This is a genomic window from Izhakiella australiensis (assembly GCF_002006995.1).
Taxonomy (GTDB): domain Bacteria; phylum Pseudomonadota; class Gammaproteobacteria; order Enterobacterales; family Enterobacteriaceae; genus Izhakiella; species Izhakiella australiensis.
Map to the genome: position 1 here is coordinate 126,176 of NZ_MRUL01000009.1, position 22,248 is coordinate 148,423.

The 22,248-nt window shown below is 55.9% G+C and carries 20 protein-coding genes; 7 read left to right on the forward strand and 13 right to left on the reverse strand.

Translation table 11 applies throughout. The features are described 5' to 3' along the window. Positions 1-12 precede the first annotated feature (12 nt). Complete coding sequence (locus BTJ39_RS14050; RefSeq protein ID WP_078003330.1) at positions 13-381, reverse strand: DUF2500 domain-containing protein; 369 nt, start codon at positions 379-381, stop codon at positions 13-15. A 181-nt stretch (positions 382-562) separates the two neighbouring features. Here BTJ39_RS14050 and BTJ39_RS14055 point away from each other — a divergent pair, with 181 nt between their 5' ends. Both BTJ39_RS14055 and BTJ39_RS14060 read left to right on the forward strand, forming a co-directional pair. Further along, positions 563-1,189, forward strand: coding sequence for a lysoplasmalogenase (locus BTJ39_RS14055; protein ID WP_078003331.1), 627 nt, complete (start codon positions 563-565; stop codon positions 1,187-1,189). 95 nt (positions 1,190-1,284) lie between these two features. Further along, a complete protein-coding gene (locus tag BTJ39_RS14060; RefSeq protein ID WP_078003332.1) occupies positions 1,285-3,666 on the forward strand; it encodes a zinc/cadmium/mercury/lead-transporting ATPase in 2,382 nt (793 codons plus the stop codon). A 23-nt stretch (positions 3,667-3,689) separates the two neighbouring features. Here the strand turns inward: BTJ39_RS14060 and tusA are convergent, their stop codons facing one another. After that, the gene (gene tusA, locus BTJ39_RS14065) at positions 3,690-3,941 is read right to left on the reverse strand and encodes a sulfurtransferase TusA (protein WP_078003333.1); all 252 of its coding nucleotides are present in this window, start codon (positions 3,939-3,941) and stop codon (positions 3,690-3,692) included. A gap of 212 nt (positions 3,942-4,153) precedes the next feature. Between tusA and BTJ39_RS14070 the strand changes: the two genes are divergently transcribed. The 3 genes from BTJ39_RS14070 to BTJ39_RS14080 all read left to right on the forward strand — a co-directional run bounded on the left by BTJ39_RS14070 (position 4,154) and on the right by BTJ39_RS14080 (position 5,936). Continuing rightward, positions 4,154-4,819: a 7-cyano-7-deazaguanine/7-aminomethyl-7-deazaguanine transporter gene (locus tag BTJ39_RS14070; protein ID WP_078003334.1), complete on the forward strand. Its 666-nt coding sequence runs from the start codon at positions 4,154-4,156 to the stop codon at positions 4,817-4,819. Positions 4,820-4,867: 48 nt separating this feature from the next. After that, on the forward strand, positions 4,868-5,302 hold the full coding sequence (locus BTJ39_RS14075; protein ID WP_078003392.1) for a GNAT family N-acetyltransferase: 435 nt from the start codon (positions 4,868-4,870) through the stop codon (positions 5,300-5,302). Positions 5,303-5,378: 76 nt separating this feature from the next. After that, on the forward strand, positions 5,379-5,936 hold the full coding sequence (locus tag BTJ39_RS14080) for a DcrB family lipoprotein (RefSeq protein WP_078003335.1): 558 nt from the start codon (positions 5,379-5,381) through the stop codon (positions 5,934-5,936). A gap of 146 nt (positions 5,937-6,082) precedes the next feature. Here BTJ39_RS14080 and iolE read toward each other — a convergent pair whose 3' ends face one another. The 3 genes from iolE to iolD form a co-directional block, all read right to left on the reverse strand. Further along, on the reverse strand, positions 6,083-6,979 hold the full coding sequence (gene iolE, locus BTJ39_RS14085; RefSeq protein WP_078003336.1) for a myo-inosose-2 dehydratase: 897 nt from the start codon (positions 6,977-6,979) through the stop codon (positions 6,083-6,085). Positions 6,980-7,094: 115 nt separating this feature from the next. Then, on the reverse strand, positions 7,095-8,108 hold the full coding sequence (gene iolG, locus BTJ39_RS14090) for a bifunctional inositol 2-dehydrogenase/D-chiro-inositol 1-dehydrogenase (RefSeq protein ID WP_078003337.1): 1,014 nt from the start codon (positions 8,106-8,108) through the stop codon (positions 7,095-7,097). Positions 8,109-8,176: 68 nt separating this feature from the next. Further along, complete coding sequence (gene iolD / locus BTJ39_RS14095) at positions 8,177-10,117, reverse strand: 3D-(3,5/4)-trihydroxycyclohexane-1,2-dione acylhydrolase (decyclizing) (protein ID WP_078003338.1); 1,941 nt, start codon at positions 10,115-10,117, stop codon at positions 8,177-8,179. Between the two features lie 534 nt (positions 10,118-10,651). Between iolD and BTJ39_RS14100 the strand changes: the two genes are divergently transcribed. Both BTJ39_RS14100 and BTJ39_RS14105 read left to right on the forward strand, forming a co-directional pair. Further along, positions 10,652-12,571 carry a bifunctional 5-dehydro-2-deoxygluconokinase/5-dehydro-2-deoxyphosphogluconate aldolase gene (locus tag BTJ39_RS14100; RefSeq protein WP_078003339.1) on the forward strand — a complete coding sequence of 640 codons (1,920 nt, stop codon included), beginning with the start codon at positions 10,652-10,654 and terminating at the stop codon, positions 12,569-12,571. 233 nt (positions 12,572-12,804) lie between these two features. Next, on the forward strand, positions 12,805-13,656 hold the full coding sequence (locus BTJ39_RS14105; protein ID WP_078003340.1) for a MurR/RpiR family transcriptional regulator: 852 nt from the start codon (positions 12,805-12,807) through the stop codon (positions 13,654-13,656). A 43-nt stretch (positions 13,657-13,699) separates the two neighbouring features. Here the strand turns inward: BTJ39_RS14105 and iolB are convergent, their stop codons facing one another. The 8 genes from iolB to BTJ39_RS14145 form a co-directional block, all read right to left on the reverse strand. Continuing rightward, positions 13,700-14,521 (reverse strand): 5-deoxy-glucuronate isomerase, encoded by an 822-nt coding sequence (gene iolB, locus BTJ39_RS14110; RefSeq protein WP_078003341.1) that lies wholly within the window; start codon positions 14,519-14,521, stop codon positions 13,700-13,702. Positions 14,522-14,544: 23 nt separating this feature from the next. After that, positions 14,545-16,050 carry a CoA-acylating methylmalonate-semialdehyde dehydrogenase gene (locus BTJ39_RS14115; RefSeq protein WP_078003342.1) on the reverse strand — a complete coding sequence of 502 codons (1,506 nt, stop codon included), beginning with the start codon at positions 16,048-16,050 and terminating at the stop codon, positions 14,545-14,547. Positions 16,051-16,381: 331 nt separating this feature from the next. Beyond that, the gene (locus BTJ39_RS14120; protein ID WP_078003343.1) at positions 16,382-17,590 is read right to left on the reverse strand and encodes an MFS transporter; all 1,209 of its coding nucleotides are present in this window, start codon (positions 17,588-17,590) and stop codon (positions 16,382-16,384) included. 241 nt (positions 17,591-17,831) lie between these two features. Next, complete coding sequence (locus BTJ39_RS14125; RefSeq protein ID WP_241825914.1) at positions 17,832-18,143, reverse strand: PTS lactose/cellobiose transporter subunit IIA; 312 nt, start codon at positions 18,141-18,143, stop codon at positions 17,832-17,834. Position 18,144: 1 nt separating this feature from the next. After that, the gene (locus BTJ39_RS14130) at positions 18,145-18,456 is read right to left on the reverse strand and encodes a PTS sugar transporter subunit IIB (RefSeq protein ID WP_078003344.1); all 312 of its coding nucleotides are present in this window, start codon (positions 18,454-18,456) and stop codon (positions 18,145-18,147) included. Position 18,457: 1 nt separating this feature from the next. Next, positions 18,458-19,918: a M17 family metallopeptidase gene (locus tag BTJ39_RS14135; protein ID WP_078003345.1), complete on the reverse strand. Its 1,461-nt coding sequence runs from the start codon at positions 19,916-19,918 to the stop codon at positions 18,458-18,460. After that, entirely contained in the window at positions 19,911-20,882 is a 972-nt protein-coding gene (locus BTJ39_RS14140; protein WP_078003346.1) for a glycosylasparaginase, read from the reverse strand. Before BTJ39_RS14140 ends, BTJ39_RS14135 begins: the two co-directional genes overlap by 8 nt. Positions 20,883-20,914: 32 nt before the next feature. Further along, entirely contained in the window at positions 20,915-22,195 is a 1,281-nt protein-coding gene (locus BTJ39_RS14145) for a PTS sugar transporter subunit IIC (protein WP_078003347.1), read from the reverse strand. Between the last annotated feature and the right edge of the window lie 53 nt (positions 22,196-22,248).

Consider the following 22,248-nt stretch of genomic DNA (forward strand, 5'->3'; position numbering starts at 1 on the left):
TTTCCGGGCGCCTCAGCGCAGGGCATTTCCGGCAGGCAAAAAGCGGATAAAACGCGATCCCTGCACTTCCAGGGTGCCCCTTTTCCCTTTGTCCAACTGCCGGTAATCCTTTTCACTGAGTATTAATTTAAAATCCCCGGCGCCGTTGAGCGGATGAAACCAGGCCTCATACCGCATATCTTCCCCGGCAATCACTTCACGCTGACGCGAGCGACGGCTGGAGGCAGGGAATTCCCGCCGGGTCTTCACCTCAACCTGTATGCTACGCACCGGGGATGCATCGTTTACAGCGACCTCACGCCGCTGTTTCATAAACTGTCGTGTCGCCAGAATCGCAATAACAGCCAGGACAATAATAAAAAACAACGGTGGCTTGCTCATAACTAACGTCTCCTCCCGCTTTTTTTTTACCAGATGCGGGCGAGAGAATCCAACCGGAGCTCTCTCATTGTCACAGAGCCCCACCCTCACCTACACTGTCAGCGCAAGAATGGATTTCCATTTACAATTTGGTGTTTATGCAGCTTTCAGACGCTGCATATCCCGTTTGAAAGGAACAACTATGATCTGGTCTTTTTTGGCGGTCCTATTTTCCGGTTGGTTGTATGTCGACGCCTCTTATCGCGGCCCCCAATGGCAGCGCTGGGTATTTAAACCCGTCACCTTACTGCTGCTGCTCGGCTGGGCCTGGCAAGCGCCCATGCTTCGCACGACGGAATATTTGATTTTACTCGGCCTGCTGGCGACGCTGATTGGCGATGCGCTGATGCTGCTGCCGCAAAAGCGCTTGCTGTATGCTATTGGGGCGTTCTTCCTTTCCCATCTGCTTTATACCATTAGCTTTATCAGCACTATGACGCTGCATTTTTACTGGCCGATCCCATTGGCGTTATTGATTATCGGCGCGCTGCTGATTGCCGCGCTCTGGAGTCGCCTTGAAACGCTGCGCTGGCCGGTTTTCACGCTGATCGGCATGACGCTGTTGATGGTATGGGTTGCGACGGAAAGCTACGTGATTTTGCCCGGCGATCGCAGTTTCTCGGTTGCCGTCGGTTCCTCGCTGCTGCTGCTGGGCATTGCCATCTGGCTACTCAGCCATTATCGCAGGCGCTTTCGCGCCGACAGCGCGCTGATCGCAGCCTGTTATTTCGCCGGTCACTTTATGATCGTCCGATCGCTTTGGCTGTAACCTTCCGCTAAAAGAAGCTTGACTCTGGAGTGGACTCCAGAGTGTAGGATAGCGACTGCGGCAGCTTTCGCCGCAGTCGTTTAACGGAGGTTTCTATGCGCGCACATTTTGGCTGCGGCTGCGGCCACAAACACGCTTCCCGCCAACACGGATGCAGCGTCAGCTCGCAACCCAGGCTGACAAAACTAACTCAGATCAACCCGTTAACATGCGGTTCCGACGCCTGCTGCGATAGCGAAGACGGCGGCGGCGGCGATACGTCCGCTGACGAAAGCGACAGACCTGCTGCGCGAAAAATCAGACAGGTCGTGCCGGCAACACCCTGCGCCGACGCCTGCTGCGCTAGCAACGCCAGCAGCAGTGGCGATCGGGTAGATGGCGCTGTAGCTCCCGGGGCACAGCAGCGCTTTCGCTGGCTGATTACCGGCATGGATTGCCCTTCCTGCGCACGCAAAATAGAAGTCGCCGCACGGCGGGTTGCTGGCGTCCAGCAAGCTCAGGTGCTGTTCAGTACCCAGACGCTACAGGTGGAAGCCTTTGGCAACGTCGTGACAGCCGTTGAACAGGCCATCGCGCAGGCAGGCTTCACCCTGACGTCGGCAGACAGGCCAACGGCCGCACCCAGCTCAAACCTCTGGCGCGAAAACGCGTTGCTGATAACCGTCGCGCTATTCACCGCGATCAGCTCACTGATCGCGCATTTATGGCCAGAGGCCGGAAACGTTGCCTTTACGATTACCACCTTCACCGGTCTGACGCCGATTATTCGCCGCGCCTGGGGCATACTGCGTAGCGGTCAGCCCTTCACTATCGAAATGCTGATGAGTATCGCCACACTGGGCGCCCTGACGATTGGTGCCTGCGCAGAAGCATCGATGGTGTTATTGCTATTTATGCTCGGCGAGCGCCTTGAAGCCTTTGCCGCTCAGCGCGCCCGCCGCGGTGTGACGGCCTTAATGGCTCTGAAGCCGGAAACCGCCACCCGCCTCCACGGTGACCAGCAAGAGGTGGTAGCGCTGTCCGCGCTGCAACCGGGAGATATCATTGTTATTTCCCCCGGCGATCGGCTGCCTGCCGATGGCGTGCTGATGACCGCTGAGGCCAGCTTTGATGAAAGCGCGCTGACCGGCGAATCCATGCCTGTCGCCCGCAAGACCGGCGCAGCGCTGATGGCTGGTGCCCTCAGCGTGGATGCCCGCGTACAGCTGCGCGTAACATCACGCCCCGGAGAAAGCGCCATCGACCGCATTCTGCAGCTTATTGAGGAAGCAGAAAGCCACCGTGCGCCGGTAGAACGCTTTATTGACAGCTTCAGCCGCTTTTATACGCCCGCCGTGATGTTACTGGCCCTGCTGGCCGCCGTACTGCCGCCGTTACTGTTTGCTCAGCCCTGGCATGAATGGCTGTATAAGGGACTGACGCTGCTGCTGATTGGCTGTCCTTGCGCGCTGGTGATTTCCGTGCCGGCCTCAATAACCTCGGCGTTGGCTACCGCCAGTCGGCTGGGCGTATTGATTAAGGGGGGAGCCGCCCTTGAGCAACTGAGTAAGATTCGCACCCTGGCGTTTGATAAAACCGGTACGCTGACCGCCGGTCAGCCGGAAGTGAGTACGGTAGAAAGCTTCACCGAAGCGCAGACTGACGTTACGCTGGCTCTGGCCGCCGCGGCAGAACAAGGTTCCAGTCATCCGTTAGCGCGCGCTATCATGGCAGAAGCGCAGGCGCGCAAACTGGCGGTGCCAGTGGCGCAAAACCACCGGGCGCAGGCTGGCCTTGGCGTGACGGCGCTGCTCGGCCAATCGCAGCTGACGATTTGCTCGCCTTCCGGCCTGAAAGCTGACCAGCTCAATGCCAAACAATGGGTGCAGGTGCGCCACTGGGAAAACGCCGGGAACACCGTGGTTATATTACTGCAAGACGGTCAGCCTGAAGGCCTGATAGCCCTGCGTGACCGGCTACGTGACAACGCCCGGGAAACCGTCGCTGAACTGCAGGCGCTTGGCATTGAGAGCGTGATGCTAACCGGTGACAATCCGCGTACCGCGGAAGCTATCGCCGCAGAGCTGAAAATTGACTGGCGTGCGTCGCTGCTGCCCGCAGATAAGGTCAGCGAAATCAAGCGGCTGTCTCAACAGCAGCCGGTCGCGATGATCGGCGATGGCATCAATGATTCTCCGGCAATGAAAGCCGCAACGCTGGGTATTGCAATGGGCAATGGCAGCGACATTGCGCTGGAAACCGCCGACGCGGCACTAACCCATAGTCGCCTCAACGCCCTGGCCCCGCTTATTCGCTTGGCGCGCAAAACTCGCCGCAATGTGCTGCAAAACATCAGCATTGCGCTGGGATTGAAGGGGGTATTTTTAGTAACGTCGCTGCTGGGCTTTACCGGCCTGTGGCTGGCAGTACTGGCCGACTCCGGCGCGACGGCGCTGGTAACGCTCAATGCGTTGCGCCTGCTGCGGCAAATTCGTTAATACCAGCGTGGCCTGACGGTTTTTCAGGCCACGCCTTTTTTAATCAGATAGCGATAAGGCTTACTGTCGATCTCCTGCGCCAGCAGGGTATGCTCCATAAAAGTACAAAAACCGGGAATATCACGGGTGGTTGCCGGGTCATCGGCAATAATCAGCAGCGTCTCACCTGCGGCCATATCCCGCACGGTTTTGCGCACCATCATTACCGGTTCCGGGCAGCGTAGCCCCATCGCATTGAGGGTTTTATCAGCGTGGGCGTTAATATCGCCAGTCATTGTCATCTCACCAACAAGAGTAAAACAGGGACGCCAGTTTACCCCCTGCAATGGCCCCTGCAAACCCGCATCGCGACGCCATCGTTTGCGTATTAATTAACCATTGCATACTCTGTGGTTTAGCGTATTATGCCGCCGTTATTTTTTTATACTGATTTCTGCTTTGGCTCGCTAAAGCTGGGTTCCCTCACCCCAAGATAAAAAGGTTCAATATGATCGCTTTTACACCGCGCCAGCGCCTGCACGCGCTTTTTTGGCTATCGCTTTTCCATCTGCTGGTAATTACTTCCAGTAACTACCTCGTGCAGCTCCCCATTGCCATCTTTGGTCTGCATACCACCTGGGGCGCATTCAGCTTTCCTTTTATTTTTCTGGCGACTGACCTGACGGTACGTATATTCGGCGCACCGCTGGCACGACGTATTATCCTGGCGGTGATGGTACCGGCCCTGTTTATCTCATACGTCATCTCTGCGCTGTGGTTTAACGGCGAATGGCAGGGCGTGGCAGGATTACAGCAGGTCAACCTGTTTGTCGCGCGCATCGCCTGCGCCAGCTTTATGGCCTATGTACTGGGGCAGATCCTTGATGTCCATGTTTTTAACCGCCTGCGCCAGAAGGCGCAATGGTGGGTGGCGCCCGCCGGCGCGATGTTTCTGGGCAATATCAGCGATACTCTGGCTTTCTTTTTTATCGCTTTTTACAAAAGCCCTGACCCCTTCATGGCGCAGCACTGGGTGGAAATCGCCCTGGTGGACTACAGCTTCAAGGTTTTAATCTGCATGATTTTCTTTCTGCCAGCCTACGGGGTACTACTTAATACCCTGCTTAAACGTATGGCGGAAAAATCCGAACAACCGCGTTTCAACTTCGGCTGAGGCCAAAAAAAGTTTACAATGGCGGTCTGCCTGAAGTTGGAGATCGCCATGTCTATAATCCTTCGCCACGCCTCGCTGAAAGAAATTCATTTGCTTTACAATCAGCTGCCTGAGTTCGATGCCTATCATTCATTAAACGATATGGAAATGCGCATCGCGGACAAACCACATCTGGTGCGTATCGCAGAAATTGACGGCGAACTGGCGGGTTTCAAGCTGGGCTATGCCCTGGATAAAAACTGCTTTTACAGCTGGCTGGGCGGCGTGCTGCCCGGCTTTCGTCGCGAAGGTGTCGCACATGCACTGCTACGCGATCAGGAGCTGTGGGCGCAGTCACAGGGCTATTCCAGAGTCAGCGTTAACACCCGCAATCGCTTTAAAGAGATGCTGCTGTTGCTGGTCAGCCGCGATTACCAGCTGGTCGCGCTGCAACCCGGTGAAACGGCAGCGGAGCACAAACTTCGTTTAGAAAAAGCGTTATAGCCTATAACTGGTTGCTTTTACTGGCCCAATACGTTTGACTGTGACAGAGAAAAGACGCGGTAAATAAGGGAAACGGATGCGTAATCTACTTAAATATGCAGGAATAGGCTTACTGGTAGTCGGTCTGGCTGCCTGTGACGGTAAAAATGATAAAACGGGTAGCGAAAGCGGCGGCGCCAGCAGCAGTCAGTCGGCACAAAATGTTTCGTTACTGGACGGCAAGCTCTCCTTCACTCTGCCTGAGGGCATGTCGGATAAAAGCGACAAACTGGCCACTCAGGCCAGCAATATGCACGTTTATGCGGACGATTCGCAGCAGCGAACCATCATTGTTCTGGTAGGCGATAACTCTAATCAGAATCTGGACGTTTTTGCCAAACGCCTGGAAAACGAGCAGCGCAATCGCGATCCTCAGCTTCAGGTAATCAGCAATAAAGCGTTAACGCTGAGCGGTCATGAGGCGCAGGAACTGAATACCGTTATCTCGGCAAATAATCAGACCAGCTGGTCTTCGATTATCCTGGCGAAGCTGGATGATAAAGTGATAACCATGCAGATTTCTCTGCCGGCGGATAACCAGCAGCAGGCTCAAAGCGAAGCGCAAAAAGTGGTGGACTCGATCAAGCTGAAATAGCGGCTTAAGGATATTCCCGGTAAAAAAAACGCCTGTATTACAGGCGTTTTTTATTTAATTTGCTTAACCGGTCTTGGGTATCAGGGCGCTGACTGGCGTTAAGCAAAAATTGCATTAGCACCGCCTGACGCGCCAGCACAAACCAATCAGATACCCGCGGTTTCGCGCAGATAGCGGCGGGCCTTCACAGCATACTCAAACGGGTTAGCCAACGCCGGATCCTGCTCGGCCTCAACCACCATCCAGCCTTGATAATTGGCGTTATCTAAGGCTGCAAATACCGGTTTGAAATCGATATCGCCATCGCCAGGCACGGTAAACGTGCCGCGCTTGACGCCCTCAAGGAACGACAGATGCTCAAGCCGTACCTGTTCAATAACCGGGTTTCTGACGTCTTTAAGGTGAACATGATTAATTCGCGGCAGATAGCGGGTCAGGATCGCCAGCATCTTTTGTTGGCTACCTTCGGAATAATACGCATGGCCGGTATCATACAGTAAGTAAACGTCGTCATTGGTCATTGCCATAAAACGATCGATCTCTTCCGTGGTCTGAATCCCCGTCCCCATATGATGATGCAAACAGACCTGCATTCCCTTTTCGCCAGCCAGCGCGGCCAGCTGGTTATAACCCTCTGCCGTAAGACGCCACTCTTCATCGCTAAAGAAAGGCTTATCGTCCAGCACGGCCTTATCCGTCCCCTGAATGCTCCGGCTCTGCTCGGAGCAGCCGATCACTTTCGCCCCCATGGCGTGCAAAAAATCACGGTGATTAATAAATTCATCGATGGTTTTCGCCTTATCGCCAGAGGCGAAGAAGGTGCTGAACCAGGCGTTAACGATCTGCAAGCCGCGGATTTCCAGCATCGGCTTTAATACTGCCGGATCGCGCGGATATTTATTCCCCACTTCACTGCCGCTGAATCCGGCCAGTGCCATTTCACTCACGATTTGCTGAAAGGTATTCTCTTTCCCCAGCTCCGGCATATCATCGTTTGTCCAGCCAATAGGGGCGATAGCCAGTCTGACGTTATCTTTATTCATGATAGTCGCCTTGCTTATTTAACAGTTCTCGTACAAACGGGTTGCGTCAGCTGCTGGCCTGGCAACCCTCGATTCACATCGGCACGCGCAGGCGCGTCGCATCGGCACCGGTTGGTTACCGGCTGTAGAATGCCGGGCGCGGAGGCATACTCACCGGCTCTATCGCCGCGCTCTGCTGCGCTTTAAGGCAGGCATCGGCAGCCACCGATGCGGCAAAACCGTCCCAGGCTGACGGGCCGGTCAGGCGGTCGGCTTTCACATCGTTAATAAAGGCCTGCAGCTCCACGTCATAGGCATCAATAAAGCGGTCTTTCCAGTCAGTCAGGATAGTATTAGCCAGCCGCGCATCCTTACGCAGCTGAATGGAGGAAGGTTCCGGCAAGCGAGCGATGCCCTCTTCGCCAACCACTTCGCACTGAATGTCGTAGCCGTAGGCGCAGTTGACGAAAATTTCCACGTCAATGCGAATGCCCTTGTGGGTTTCGAACAGCACAACCTGCGGATCTTTTAGCTTCGCATGTGCCTTTGAAGTGGTGCGCGGGTAGACCACCTGCACCGTTTTATAATCATCATCGGTCAGCCAGCGGAGCACGTCCAGCTCGTGAATCAGGGTGTTGGTGATCGCCATATCGGTGGTGTAATTTTCCGCCACGCTCTGATTGCGATGGGCGCAGTGCAGCATCAGCACCTCACCGATATCGCCATCATCGATCACCTTTTTCAGCGCCCGGTAGCCGCTATCATAAGGGCGCATAAAGCCGACCTGAACCAGCCGCTTACCCTGGGCGATTTCAGCCTCGACAATGCGATGACAGCCTTCGGCACTCATTGCCAGCGGCTTTTCACAGAAGACATATTTACCGGCCGCCACCGCCGCCAGAGTAAACTCCTCGTGCGTCGGATCCCAGGAGGTCACCAGGATGGCCTCTACATTGGGGGCATTAATGACGTCCATACCATTGGCATAAACCTCGGCTTTCAGCCCCAGGCTCTCAACCGCGTTTCTGGCGCCCTCAAGGTTAATATCAGATACGGCAACCACTTCTGCGCCCTGCAATACTTTACTGCAGCGACGTATATGCTCGCGCCCAATCGCACCACTACCGATTACACCAAGTTTCAAAGTCATGTTACTACCCTCGTAGGATGTAGGGTTGGTATGAGATGGCTGCCAGTCAGGCTGACAGCGAAGCCTGTTTAATATTTACGTGCCTTATCGATATGCTGATTGAGCATGCGGGCCACGGTATTAATACGTTCGGACTCGGATACCTGAGCGCCGCCAACGCGCCACCAGCTCAAATAGTTATGCACCATTGTTTTTGGCAGCACTTTTACGTCAATCAGCGTTGAGCACGGCGACAGACGCGACGCTTCCAGCGCCTGCTCCAGCTGTTCAAGGGTGGTAACCCGCCAGGTTTTACAGCCGTAGCCGGCAGCGATTGCGGCGAAATCTACCGGCATCAGATCACCGTCGAGCATGGCGGTTCGCGGATTGCGGAAGCGGAATTCAGTGGTGAAGCTGTCCATGCCATGGCCAATCTGGAGATTATTAATGCAGCCGTTGGTCATGTTATCGAACAGTATGACGTTGATTTTGGCGTTTTCCTGAACGGAGGTAACCAGCTCGGAGTGCAGCATCATAAAGGCGCCGTCCCCCACCAGGGTATAAACCTCACGCTGCGGCTCCGCCAGCTTCACTCCGAGGGCAGCGTTGACTTCATAGCCCATGCAGGAATAGCCATACTCGACGTGATAGCCATTGTAATCTTTGGTGCGCCAGATCCGTTGCAGATCGCCCGGCAGGCTGCCCGACGCGCCAACAATGACTGCATCGGCAGGCAGCCGTTCGTTAAGCCTTCCCAGCACGCTGCTTTGCGTCAGAAAAGAGTCGGTCAGGCGGTTAAACTCGGCAAAGACTGCTTCACGATCCAGATCGTCATCAATTTCCGGTACGTAATTCTCGCCGCCGTAGGTCGCCTGGAAGACACGCTGAGTTTCCAGCTGCTGCTTATCTCGCGCCTGCTCAATCATCTCGCCCCAGCCGCTGTGAAAATCACTGTCAATTAACCTTGATTCCAGCGCGCTGATAGCTTCACGCGCGTCGGCGACCAGCTGAACCGCATCGAGCTTATAAGCATCAAAACGGCTGACGTTAATATTGAGGTAGTCCACCTCAGGATGCTGAAACAGCCATTTCGACGCGGTGGTAAAATCGGTATAGCGCGTACCGATGCCAATGATCAGATCGGCTTCTTTTGCCAGCATATTGGCAGAAAGACAGCCGGTTTCACCCACGCCGCCAACGTTAAGCGGATGGTCTGAAATAATCGTGCCCTTGCCCGCCTGCGTTTCAGCAAAGGGGATTTGAAAACGTTCCGCAAACTGGCGCAGCGCCTGACCGGCTTCAGAATACTTCACCCCGCCTCCGCAGACGATCAGCGGCTTTTTCTTTCTGCATAGCAGCGCTGTTGCCTGCATCAGCTGGCTTTCGGAGGGCAAGCGGCGATCGAGAAGATGAACGCGTTTTTGGAAAAAGTACTCGGGGAAATCCCAGGCTTCTCCCTGCACATCCTGCGGCAGGCAGATAGTTACCGCGCCGGTCTCGACCGGATCGGTTAGCACGCGTAGCGCATTAATACAGGCCGTCATCAACTGCTCGGGGCGATTAACCCGATCCCAGTATTTACTGACGGCGCGAAAGGCGTCGTTGGTGCTAATGCTCAGGTCCTGACTTTGCTCAATCTGCTGCAGCACGGGATCTGGCTGGCGCGTGGCGAATACGTCACCGGGCAGCAGTAGCAAGGGAATGCGATTAGCCGTGGCGGTCGCCGCCGCGGTGATCATATTGGCGGCACCAGGCCCCACGGAAGAAGTGCAGGCAATAATTTCCCGCCGCAGCTTTTGTTTAGCAAAGCCAATTGCCGCATGGGCCATTCCCTGCTCATTTCGTCCCTGATACACCACTAAATCGCCGCGATCCTGTTCCAGCGCCTGCCCCAGCCCGAGAACATTACCATGGCCGAAAATCGCAAAAATGCCCTTGATAAATTGATGCTCGACTCCGTCGACCGACAGATACTGATTATTGAGGAATTTGACCAGCGCCTGGGCGGTGGTTAAGCGGATGGTGCTCATAATAACGTCCTTAGCTTTCCTGCTCGCCAGACTGTCGGCCGTGCGTCATGCCACCTTGATTACGCCAACCTGAGACCACAGGAACAGATGAAACATGTCGCGATTATAAACAAATTTTTTTTTCACTAAATACGATTACAGAAGAAACATTTCATTATGCGAGTGAGATCGCATATCAGACGGTAAATGGCTCTGCCGCCTCAGGATCGGATCGCAGCACTAACGCCCGCGGGGGCCGGGAAAACCACGGGGGATAACCCCCTGATATGCCAGAAACGGAGAGCAGTTAACGGATGGCGTACCGGCGGCGCCAGCGGGAATTCATCGCACCAATCGCGGATGGATACCGCTGCTCTTGAGAGTTTTATCTGGCTCACACTTCCGGCCACTTAATTTCATTTTAAATTGAAAATGAAACGTTTATTTCTTATGCTAGCGTTACATTTAGGGTGACAAGATCGGCAAGCGGCAACTCACGCCGGCATCTCCGACGAGACTCGCAAGAGTCCACTCATCACTGAAGGAATTACCTTTATGCAAACAAAAGACTCACAGCTTGACGTGATTTGTATCGGGCGCATCGCCGTTGACTTTTATGGTCAGCAGGTCGGGGCTCGTCTGGAAGATGCCAGCTCATTTGCCAAATATCTCGGCGGCTCTTCCGGGAACGTCGCCTACGGTACCGCTATTCAGGGATTGAAATCAGGGATGCTGGGCCGCGTTGGCGACGAGCATATGGGGCGTTTTTTACGCGAGGAGCTACAGCGCGCGGGCGTCGATACGCGCTGCTTATTTACCGATAAAGAGCGTCTCACCGGACTGGTCATCCTTGGCATTAAAGATCAGGAAACGTTCCCGCTTATTTTTTATCGTGAGAAGTGCGCGGATATGGGGCTGGTAGCGGAAGATATTCATGAAGACTACATAGCCTCATCGCGATCCGTGGCGGTTACTGGCACCCATCTGTCCCATCAGGATACTCGCGCCGCGGTGCTGAAAGCGCTGAAAATAGCGCGTCATCATGGACTGAGAACGGCGCTGGATATCGACTACCGCCCGGTGCTATGGGGATTAACGTCACTCGGCGATGGCGAAACGCGCTACATCGAATCACAACGCGTTACCGAAGAGCTTCAGGAAGTGCTGCATTATTTCGATTTAATCGTCGGGACAGAAGAGGAATTCCATATTGCCGGCGGCAGCACCGACACCCTGACGGCGCTGAGAGCCGTACGCAAAACCACCCGGGCAACGCTGGTTTGCAAACGCGGGGCGCTCGGCTGCGTGGTGCTGGAAGACGATATTCCACAAAGCTGGGATGAAACGGCACTCCACAGCGGCGTGCGCGTGGAGGTGCTGAACGTGCTGGGCGCAGGCGATGCTTTTATGTCCGGTCTGCTGCGCGGCTGGCTGAATGATGAAGGCTGGGCGCAAGCCTGTCGCTACGCCAACGCCTGCGGCGCTCTGGTGGTCTCCCGCCACGGCTGCGCGCCGGCAATGCCAACCAAAGAGGAGCTGGATGACTATCTCAGCCGCGCGGAATCCGTCGCGCGCCCGGACCGCGATCCCCATCTTAATCATTTGCACCGCGTCACCACCCGCAAGCAGCGCTGGCCTGAACTATGCGTTTTCGCCTTTGACCATCGTAAACAGCTGGTTGAAATGGCGCAGCAGGCCGGCGCGGATACCGCACGCATACCAAAGCTTAAAATGCTGTTGCTACGGGCTGCGCAAGAGACCGCCGCAGAAGCAGGCCTGCAAGGCCGCAGCGGCATTCTTGCCGACACCACTTACGGCCAGGAGGCACTGAATGCCATTAGCGGTAAAGGCTGGTGGATCGGACGTCCGATTGAGCTTCCAGGTTCCCACCCACTGCGCCTGGAGCATGGCAATGTGGGCTCGCAGCTAATCGGCTGGCCGCAGGAACAAGTGGTGAAATGCCTGGTGTTTTACCATCCACACGACGGCGAAGCGCTGCGCAAAGAGCAGGATGAACTGATACTGGATGTCTGGCGCAGCTGCAATCAATCCGGTCATGAATTACTGCTGGAAATTATATTATCGCCGCAACAGTCCGAGCAAAAAGAATCATATTATCTGGATATTATGCGCCACTTCTATGCTCTCGGCATCCAGCCTGACTGGTGGAAACTCCCCCCGCTTTCTGCCGCCAGCTGGCGCGAGGCTGGCCCCCTGATAGAGAAAGAAGATCCTCACTGCCGGGGTATTTTGCTGCTGGGTCTGGATGCGCCGGAAGAAACGCTCAAGGCCGGCTTTGCCGCCGCAGCCGATGCGCGTTGGGTCAAAGGTTTCGCTGTAGGGCGCACCATATTCGGTCAGCCCTCACGGGAATGGCTGCAAGGCAAGCTGGATGACGAGGCGCTGGTAAGCCAGGTTAAGGATAATTATCAAACGTTGATTAACTACTGGCGCGAAGTGCGTCCGGCGACCTGACGCCGGTAAAAACGCCCCGTCTTAGCGGGGCGCTTTTACCCCTTCTCAGAATCCTCTCCCTGGACTGCGCGTTCTTCCCGCACGGTGCAATCCATCGCCTGCACCGGCGACCCGTCAATGTGAAGCGCGATGAAATAAACTGGGTTAATTATGGATTAAAATGAAATTTTTATTCATTTTGGTAAAGTATTTCCTATTGTATGTCTTTACTCTTATTTAGCGAGTCTATAGCAATGAGCACAACCAACCCCACACAGCTGACTTTGTTGCAGGACGAAATCCGTCGCCGCTACGATACGCTCAGTAAGCGATTGAAGCAGGTGGCACGCTATATTCTTGATAATAGCAATAGCATCGCTTTTGATACCGTCGCCTCCATCGCACAGCAGGCGGACGTACCGCCCTCAACGCTGATCCGCTTTTCCAATGCATTTGGTTTCAGCGGCTTCAACGAAATGAAACAAGTTTTTCGTCAGCACCTGATGGAAGAAACGGCCAGCTACACCGAACGTGCGAAGCTCTTTCGTCAGACCGCAACCGACGATACCAACACGCCTGAAAGCCCGACGGAAATACTCAATGTATTTACCATGGTTAACTCTCAGGCGCTGCAACAGCTGGCGATGCAAACTAACCCCGAGCAGCTGGATAAAGCCGTGTCACTGCTGGCCGGCGCGGAGAATATTTACGTCATCGGCCTGCGCCGGTCGTTCAGCGTCGCCTCTTATCTCACCTACGCCCTACGGCATCTGGAACGTCGGGCGTTTTTGATCGATGGCCTCGGCGGCATGTTTGCCGAGCAGCTGAGCATGGTTAATCCAAAAGATGTGGTTATCGCTATCAGCTACTCCCCTTACGCTCGCGAAGCCGTCGAGCTGGTTGAGCTGGGCGCCGGGCGTGGTGCGCAGCAAATTGCTATTACCGACAGCCAGGTAAGTCCGCTGGCCGCCTTCAGCGACGTCTGCTTTGTGGTACGTGAGGCGCAGGTAGATGGTTTCCGCTCACAGGTTGCCTCACTTTGCCTGGCGCAAACGCTGGCGGTATCGCTGGCGCTTAATAACGCCAGCAGCGCCAACAACAAGTAGCTCAGCCCGCCACCGTGCAAAGTAGAGGCTGACTGATTGACCGCTATGGCTGGCGCGGATAGGCGTCGCTGTTTATCCAGGCATGGTCCTTTTCCCAGGTAAATTTCCACAGTCGTACCGGACCGGCCATGACGTTGAGATAATAGTTGTTATAGCCCGCCAGCGTTGCAACCGGGTGATAGCCACGCGGAACCATCACCACATCCTGGTTATATGCCGCCATGCATTGGTCCAGCGAACGATCGTCGGTATAAACCCGCTGCATGGCAAAACCTTGCGGCGGGTCGAAGCGATGATAGTAGGTCTCCTCCAGATAGGTTTCATCGGCAGAGTCGTGCTGGTCATGCTTATGGCTTGGATAGGAGCTGCTGTCGCCTTCATCGGTGTAAACCTCCACCACCAGCAGGCTATCTGCCGGCTCGCTGTCCGGTAGGATGTTATGCACCAGCCGCTTATTGCGCCCCTTGCCCCGCCGCTCAACGCCGACATCATCAGGCGCGATCAGCCGTGCCGGCAAGCCGCCGCCGGTTGAGGGCGCGCTGCATACTGCCAGCTCCAGATCGGAATCAGCGACCACCTCAACCCGATCCGACGCCGGAACGTAAACCGACCACGGCGGCGTGCGTTCGAAAGGGGACAGGCGCTTACCAATACCGCTAAATTCAGCATGGCGAGTTTTAACCGAGGCCAGCCCGGCCACCAGCACCAGACAAAGTTCCTTGTCGCCGCTTTCCAGCGTCAGACGCTGCCCCCGCCGCAGCTGATAGGCGGCGAATCCTACATAGCGCCAGCCGGCGCTCTCCGGCGTGATCTGCTGAATACAGCCATCAGAATCCGGCTGCTGACGCTTAGACAGTAAAGACATTCGCTTGCTCCTTTTCGGCTCGTTTACCCGAGCGTAGGCATACTGAATTCAGAGACGATATGCTCACCTGCAGGCCAGCGCGTAGTGGCGGTTTTCATGCGCGTATAGAAGCGCACGCCGTCCGGACCGTGTACGTTGAGCGCGCCAAAAACCGAACGCTTCCAGCCGCCGAAGCTGTGAAAAGCCATGGGTACAGGAACCGGCACGTTGACGCCGACCATTCCCGCCTCAACGTCCTGCACAAAGCTGCGCGCGGTGTGTCCGTCGCTGGTAAAGATGGCGCTGCCGTTGCCGAACTCATGGCTGTTTACCAGCTGCAGCGCGCTCTGATAATCGGCGGCGCGCATGATGCTCAGCACCGGTCCGAAGATCTCTTCACGCCAGATAGTCATTTCCGGCGTCACCTTGTCAAACAGGGTGCCGCCTACGTAGTAGCCATCATCATGACCTGCGACCTTATAGTTGCGCCCGTCAATGACCAGCGCAGCACCTTCCTGTTCGCCCTTATCAATATAGCCCAACACTTTTTGCTGATGCGCGGCAGAAACCAGCGGCCCCATTTCGTTCTCCGCATCGCCACGTTTATTACCCGGCCCAACGCGCAGCGCTTTAATCAGCGGAGTCAGCCGTTCGATGAGCGTGTCGGCGGTTTCATCGCCAACCGCGACCACCACGGGCAGCGCCATGCAGCGCTCGCCGGCAGAGCCAAAAGCGCCCCCCATAATCGCGTTGATGGTCGCATCAAGATCGGCATCCGGCATCACGATGGCATGGTTTTTCGCCGCGCCGAAAGCCTGTACGCGCTTACCGTGAGCACTGGCCGTTTTGTAAATATGCTCCGCCACGCCGGAGGAGCCGACAAAGCTGACCGCCGCGATGCGGGGATCCTGGTAGAGCTGCTCAGCATCCTGATTAGAACAGTGAACCACGTTAAACACGCCATCGGGCAGGCCGGCCTCGGTGAGCAACTCAGCCATACGCACGGCAGCGGAGGGGTCAAGCGCCGGGGGCTTAAGAACAAAGGTATTGCCGCAGGCCAGGGCAATGGGGAACATCCACATTGGCACCATTGCCGGAAAATTAAACGGGGTAATGCCAGCGACGACGCCGACCGGCTGCATCAGCGAGTAGCTATCAACGCCGGTGCCGACGTTAGCTGAATACTCGCCTTTAATCAGATGCGGGATACCACAGGCAAACTCCACCACTTCCATGCCGCGCGTCAGCTCGCCCTGAGCGTCAGACCAGACCTTGCCATGCTCGCTGACAATCAGCTCCGCCAGCTCGTCACGGTGCTTTTCCAGCAGCGCTTTGAAGTTAAACAGCACGCGGGCACGACGCAGCGGTGAGGTATGCGACCAGCCGTGAAATGCCTGATGTGCTGCGCCAATTGCCTGAGAGACCTCCTCTGACGAGCTTTGGGTTAATTCGCGCACGACCTTACCCGTTGCCGGATCGTAAACCGGGATAGTTTCGCCCGTGGCGCTGTGGGTGATTTTCCCCGCGATAAAGTTTCCTGTGATTTGCATGTTGTTGCCTCTGTGAAGTGAGAGATCCTTGTCGGCAGCAGCGAAACGCAGGCCGACCGGACAAGCTGTCTGCATCAGGAAACAGTATAATAATGGAATATTTTTTTCAAATATTGCAGTTTGAAAAATTCATTTTTAGCGGAAACGATCGCATTTTCGCCTTTCAGGATAGCCGGACAGGCATCAGCCTGATGGCGTCAGAGCGCACTATCAGAGCCTGCCTTTGCGCACTCGCCGATCAAATTTTGCGAAGGCCGTCAAAAAATTTAATTTCGCGGCGAACAAAATATGAAATAAAAATTCCCACAGAGAAAGTTACCGCCGGCCGTCTTTATTCAGCGGCCGCCGGCAGCTGCGTTCGTCGTTTTAGCCGGATCGTCAGTAGCAGCGCGGCAGTCACCAGGGCGGCGCTAAGCAAATAGACCTGCGGGACACCGGCAAAGCTGATAACCAGCCCCGCCAGCGGGCCGGTCAGCCCAAGCGACAGATCCATAAAAGCGGTATAGGTTGCCAGCGCGCTTCCCTGATTCTGCGGCGGCACCTGTTTTACCGCCACCACGCCGATCGCCGGGAACACCAGCGAGAATCCGGTGCCGGTAAGCAGCGCCCCCAGCTTCGCCATCCAGGGGGTGAAGGCGCCGCCGACCATCAGCAACCCGACGGTTTCAACGCCAAAGCAGATAACCGCGACTATCATGCCGCCATGGCGATTAATCGCATTGGGAAACAGCAGCCGGGTTAGCACGAAAGCGCCGCTGAACAGCGCCAGAGCATAAGCACCGCCGTCCCAGCCTTTGAACTGATAAAATAAAGTAATAAAGGTGGCGATAACGCCAAAGCCCACCGAGCCCAGGGCGAGGATCACGCCGTAACCCCAAATTTTACCCAGCACGGCGCGAAAGGGCAGCAGCTTGCCTTTATTGCCCGCCACCGCCGGTCGCGGCAGGGCACTAACTATCGCCAGGAGCGCAATAGCTAAAATAATTAACGCCAGCAGCAGCAAGCCGCCGTACTGATAGATAACCACCCCCAGAGGCGCGCCAATCGCCATCGCACCATAGCTCATGACGCCATTCCAGGAAATGACCCGGCCGATATGCAAGGAACCCACCACGCCGACGCCCCACAGGGATGCGCCGGTGCCCGCCAGACTTTGACCGACGCCAAGAATTAAGCGCCCCGCGCACAGCAGAATCAGGCTAACGAGCGGCATGGAGGAAAAGAGCGCAGCCAGCAAATAGCACAGGCCGCTGAGAAAGCAGCCGCACAGGCCAAGCACCACCACTTTCTTTGGCCCCCAGCGGTCGGCATAGCGTCCGGCATGGGGTCGGCTAAGTAAGGTAGCGAAATATTGCAGGCTGATCACCAGCCCGGCCCAGAAGGCGCTAAACCCCATCACATCATGTACATATCCCGGCAGTACCGCCAGCGGCAGGCCGATAGTCAGAAAGCTGGCGAAATTAAAAATAATCACTGAGAGAATGCGCAGATTAAGACGTAAGGCGCTTTGAGCGGGCTGCTGGGCGCGGGGATCGGACATGAAAAAGTTAACTCGTCGGCGGAAAGTTATGCACCAGCATACTATACGCCTGCTAAGAGTTTAACCATCAAAGCCCATGGGGCGGCAAGCGGCGCGTAATTTCAGACTGCGGCGAAAAACGTCGCGCCGCTTTTACCACCGCTTCGACGCGGTGCTGCCGCCAATACGCATAATTTATGGTAGCCACAACAATACGACACCAGCCCGCCCGGCAACAGCGCTGGCGCCGTATTGCATGCAATCAGCGGTGAGTTTTCTGATGCAGAGCGATAATCTCTCTGCCCAGCTCCACCAACATAATCGCATTCATCAGATGATCCTGCGCATGTACCATAATCAGGTGAACCGGAATTTTACCGCTGCCCTCATCCTCGCCGATCAGCCGCGTCTGCACCTCGTGCGCCGAAGAGAGCGCCTCCTGAGCCTGCTGCATCAACTGCCCGGCCTGCTCAAAGTCGCCGTCTTCACGCGCGCAGCGGATGGCCTGAAAAACCAGGCTGCGGGCATAGCCGGAGTTAGTAATTAACTCCATGATTTCATTTTCTAATTCCACATCAAGCCTCGTCTAACAGCGCTAATGCCTGCTCCAGCACCTTATCGCCTTTCATGGTGCCGTAGGCCATCATGTCGATGCAGGCTACTTTTTTGCCGTGCTCGTCAGCAATTTTCTGGCACTCCGGCAGCTTGTAGCGAATCTGCGGGCCCAGCAGCGCAACATCAAATTCCTCGACGCACGCCTTATAATCACGTACTGATTTGGCCGCAATTTCGACCCGTAAACTGCGCGCTTCCGCCGCTTCCTGCATTTTTTTTACCATCAGGCTGGTAGACATGCCCAGGTCGCAAATCAATAGGATCTTTTTCATTTCACTTCTCCATATCTTCCAGCAAATGCTGTATTAACAGAGGGACAGGACGGCCTGACGCAACGCTATAACCTTTTTCACGCCAGAGCGCCGTACCGCTGATGTCCAGGTGCGCCCAGGGCATATCGTCCGGGCAGAAACGGCTGAGGAACCAGGCCGCAGAGGTGCTGATCGCGGCACTATTGGTGGGAGTATTACAGTAATCGGCGATGTTACTCGCTATCTGACCGGCAAAGCGCTCATCAAGGGGCAGCGACCATACTTCATCGCCACAGCGCTGGCCTGCCTGCGTCAGAGCATGGCGCAAACTTTCGTCCTGCGTCATCAGGCCGGACAGGTCATAGCCCAGGGCCTTTACCACCGCGCCAGTCAGCGTGGCGAGATCGATAACGTAACGCGCCGGCTGCCCGTTGACGATCATCCGGCTGGCCCATGCAATGCCATCAGCCAGTACCAGCCGCCCTTCGGCATCGGTATTATTAATTTCAACGCTGTGACCGGCATAGCTGACGGCGACGTCGCCGGGACGCATTGCCGCAGGCCCAATCATATTCTCCGCCAGCGCCAGCACCCCAACCACAGGCTGCGTAAGCTGCAACTCGGCGGCGGCTACCAGCAGGCCCAGCACGTTCGCCGCGCCGCACATATCGTACTTCATGGTGTACATACCGTCGCCGCTTTTCAGCCAGTGGCCGCCGGTATCAAAGGTGACGCCTTTGCCGACATAAGCGGCGAACGGCAGCGGCGCTTTTCCGGCATAGCGTATAACCACCAGCCGCGGCGGATTATTACCGCCCTTGCCCACCGCCTGTAACAGCCCAAGGCCTTGCTGCTTTATCTGCGTTTCATCCAGCACTTCGCAGCTCAGGTCGGGATAGCCGGCAATCAGCGTCTCAACCTCGTCGGCAATGAATGCGGGCGTGCAGTAATCACTGGGCATATCGGCCAGCCGGCGCGCGATATTCATCCCCTTGGCAGTGGCGTATGCCTGGCGCAGCAGCGCACTGAAATGCGCCTGCTGCTGCGTCTGGCAGTAGAATATCAGGCGGGAGACCCGCGCCGGCTTATTGTCATCGCTGACCGTTTTCAATCCGAGATCCACCAGCTGATAGTCAAGACTGAACAGCAAGTGGAACAGCGCCAGCGCGTTCGCCTGGCGCGTCAGTAAACCGCAATCGATAATCAGGCTTGCCGCCGCATTTTGTGCCAGTAGCGCACGCCAGGCATCGGTTAGCTTGGCGGCCTGCCGGTGCTGCCAGAGCGTTGCAGGCAACAGCGTCAGATGACTGAACGGTTCGCAGCCGTAGGCCGCATCCGCCACGCGCCCCTCATCCGCCCGCATGCTTTGCAGCAGCGTCTCAGGCGCGCCCAGCGACGCCGGTAACGCACTTTGCGGGTAGCTGATTAAATGACTGGCGCTATCGACAGGACAACGCTCAGAGCAGAGTTGATATTCAATCATAGCGGGTCTCCTCAAGCACGATGGGCGCCCGGATGCGCGCCGCATAATCATCCATCCATTTTTCATCCGCCGGAGCATAGCGCGTGGTATTCAGATGGCGCTCGGCCAGATAAACGGTCGGCGGCAGCGTTTCACTGGCGACCACAAATGAAAAGTTGCTGATATTGGTCGATGCGCCGAAGGCGCCGTCAGCGTTCATGCAGACAACCGAAAGGTCACCTACGCGGCCAAAGCGCGACATCAGGCGATCTTCCAGCTCAAAAACCACGGTATCCGCCGCCTGCTGCGGCGACATCCCCTGTGCCATCCGCCGTACGATTTCGTAGCTGGTGCAGCCTTTCATCAGGTCTTCACCTACGCCGGTCGCCGTCGCCGCGCCAGTCTGGCTATCACAATAAAAACCGGAGCCGATAATTGGCGAATCTCCCAGCCGGCCGCGACGTTTCATAAACAGTCCGCTGGTGGAGGTCGCGACGCTCATTGAGCCATATTTATCCAGCGAAATAATGCCCACCGTGTCATGGCCATCGTAAGGGCTAAGTCCCTTATCGATCGTTTGCTGGCAGCGCTTACGATAATGTTGCGTCGCGCGTTCAGTCAGCATCTTTTTGTCGCTAAATCCCTGACTCAGCGCCCATTCACGGGCGCCCTGACCGACCAGGACGCTGTTAAAACGCTCGCGGCTGAGCGCCTGCGCGACCCGCACCGGATTGGCAATATCGATCAGATTGCCGACGGCGCCAAATGCCAGGGTATCGCCGTCCATAAAGGCGGCGTCCAGCTCCACGTCACCATTTTCACCGGGCAACCCGCCATAGCCGACGGATTTATACAGCGGAAAGTCCTCGACTTCGGCGACAGCATCGACCACGGTGCGGCCGGCTAAGGCGCCAGCAGACAGCGACTGGCTTGCGGTTACTACGCCTTCCAGCGCCATGCGCCATGTTGCAATCATTCCCCACATATTTTGCTCCTGCATTGTGGATTGATGTTGGTTTAAGCCACCTCTGCCGCCCGATACTGCTTATCGAGCACCTTCAGGAAAGGCAGGTAGAGAAGCGCGCCGATAAGCAGATTGGTCAGCTGCATCAGGCTGCCGCTGAGATGAGCGGTAACGATAAAACCGCTAATTACCGGCGGCAGCGTCCAGGGAATAAATACCCCGGTGGTGACAGCTACCACGCCAATCTTCATCGCCACGTATTGCACGGTAACCAGCACCAACGGCACCAGGTTAAAAGGGATAAGCATGATGGGATTCATAATGATCGGCAGGCCGAACAAGATGGGCTCGTTAATGTTAAAGCAGGAGGCCACCGCGCCGAGACGCGCCACTTCGCGCATGCTTTTGCTGCGAGCAAAAAACAGCATCGCGATAACCAGCGACAGCGTAGCTCCGGCGCCGCCCATCCAGATCATGTCGAAAAACTGTTCGGTTATCACGTGCGGCGGCACGTGCCCGGCTTGCATCGCCGCCAGATTATCGGTCTGATTTTCCATCCACAGTGGGCGGATAATGCCGTTGACCATCGAACCGGAGTTGATGCCGACCGACCACAGCACGGTAATGCTCAACACCGTCAGCAGCGCCCCGAAATACGAGGTGCCGAAATGGCGAATCGGTACCGCAACCACATCATAAATAAACTGATGAATGGTCTGATAGCTGGTGTGGGCAAAACCAATGCGAATGCCCAGCGCCAGTACGATGACAATTAATCCTGGGATCAGCGCCGCAAAGGACTCCTGTACCGCCGGCGGCACGCCTTCAGGCATTTTAATCACCAGATGTTTACGCTTCAGATAGCAAAACAGTTCAGTCCATACTAGTGAACCGATCATCGAGACAAACAGGCCTTTACTGCCGATCCACTCGGAGGGGATCGCCATAAGGTCGCCGGCTGCATCAAGGGTGATAAACGGCGTCAGAATTAAAAAGCACACCAGCGCCAAAATTCCGCAGGAAACGCAGTCCTCTTCATATTGCTCCGCCAGCCGGTAAGCCACCAGAAAGCTAATAAACAGCGCCATGGTGGAAAATACCGCATTGAAGGGGATCTCAACGATGCTCTTCCAGCTTGCGCCAAACAGCGTGGCCATCAGATGCTGGTAACCCGAGTACGGAAACGAAGAGACAATCAGCAGAATGGAACCAACAATAATAAAGGGCATGAAGGAGATGTAGGCATTGCGAATCGCACATAGGTGCTTTTGCTGTGCCACTCTGGCCGCCAGCGGCATCAGCCGGGCCTCCAGAAATCCCATGACATTGTTCATGCATAACCCCCTGCTAAGGTGATAATAGAAACGATGCAGTGCAACCCGGGCCG

What these genes read in the sequence shown, in the direction of transcription:
- BTJ39_RS14050 (WP_078003330.1), bottom strand. Translation starts at nt 381, where the DNA reads ATGAGCAAGCCACCGTTGTTTTTTATTATTGTCCTGGCTGTTATTGCG.
- BTJ39_RS14055 (WP_078003331.1), top strand. Translation starts at nt 563, where the DNA reads ATGATCTGGTCTTTTTTGGCGGTCCTATTTTCCGGTTGGTTGTATGTC.
- BTJ39_RS14060 (WP_078003332.1), top strand. Translation starts at nt 1,285, where the DNA reads ATGCGCGCACATTTTGGCTGCGGCTGCGGCCACAAACACGCTTCCCGC.
- tusA (WP_078003333.1), bottom strand. Translation starts at nt 3,941, where the DNA reads ATGACTGGCGATATTAACGCCCACGCTGATAAAACCCTCAATGCGATG.
- BTJ39_RS14070 (WP_078003334.1), top strand. Translation starts at nt 4,154, where the DNA reads ATGATCGCTTTTACACCGCGCCAGCGCCTGCACGCGCTTTTTTGGCTA.
- BTJ39_RS14075 (WP_078003392.1), top strand. Translation starts at nt 4,868, where the DNA reads ATGTCTATAATCCTTCGCCACGCCTCGCTGAAAGAAATTCATTTGCTT.
- BTJ39_RS14080 (WP_078003335.1), top strand. Translation starts at nt 5,379, where the DNA reads ATGCGTAATCTACTTAAATATGCAGGAATAGGCTTACTGGTAGTCGGT.
- iolE (WP_078003336.1), bottom strand. Translation starts at nt 6,979, where the DNA reads ATGAATAAAGATAACGTCAGACTGGCTATCGCCCCTATTGGCTGGACA.
- iolG (WP_078003337.1), bottom strand. Translation starts at nt 8,108, where the DNA reads ATGACTTTGAAACTTGGTGTAATCGGTAGTGGTGCGATTGGGCGCGAG.
- iolD (WP_078003338.1), bottom strand. Translation starts at nt 10,117, where the DNA reads ATGAGCACCATCCGCTTAACCACCGCCCAGGCGCTGGTCAAATTCCTC.
- BTJ39_RS14100 (WP_078003339.1), top strand. Translation starts at nt 10,652, where the DNA reads ATGCAAACAAAAGACTCACAGCTTGACGTGATTTGTATCGGGCGCATC.
- BTJ39_RS14105 (WP_078003340.1), top strand. Translation starts at nt 12,805, where the DNA reads ATGAGCACAACCAACCCCACACAGCTGACTTTGTTGCAGGACGAAATC.
- iolB (WP_078003341.1), bottom strand. Translation starts at nt 14,521, where the DNA reads ATGTCTTTACTGTCTAAGCGTCAGCAGCCGGATTCTGATGGCTGTATT.
- BTJ39_RS14115 (WP_078003342.1), bottom strand. Translation starts at nt 16,050, where the DNA reads ATGCAAATCACAGGAAACTTTATCGCGGGGAAAATCACCCACAGCGCC.
- BTJ39_RS14120 (WP_078003343.1), bottom strand. Translation starts at nt 17,590, where the DNA reads ATGTCCGATCCCCGCGCCCAGCAGCCCGCTCAAAGCGCCTTACGTCTT.
- BTJ39_RS14130 (WP_078003344.1), bottom strand. Translation starts at nt 18,456, where the DNA reads ATGAAAAAGATCCTATTGATTTGCGACCTGGGCATGTCTACCAGCCTG.
- BTJ39_RS14135 (WP_078003345.1), bottom strand. Translation starts at nt 19,918, where the DNA reads ATGATTGAATATCAACTCTGCTCTGAGCGTTGTCCTGTCGATAGCGCC.
- BTJ39_RS14140 (WP_078003346.1), bottom strand. Translation starts at nt 20,882, where the DNA reads ATGTGGGGAATGATTGCAACATGGCGCATGGCGCTGGAAGGCGTAGTA.
- BTJ39_RS14145 (WP_078003347.1), bottom strand. Translation starts at nt 22,195, where the DNA reads ATGAACAATGTCATGGGATTTCTGGAGGCCCGGCTGATGCCGCTGGCG.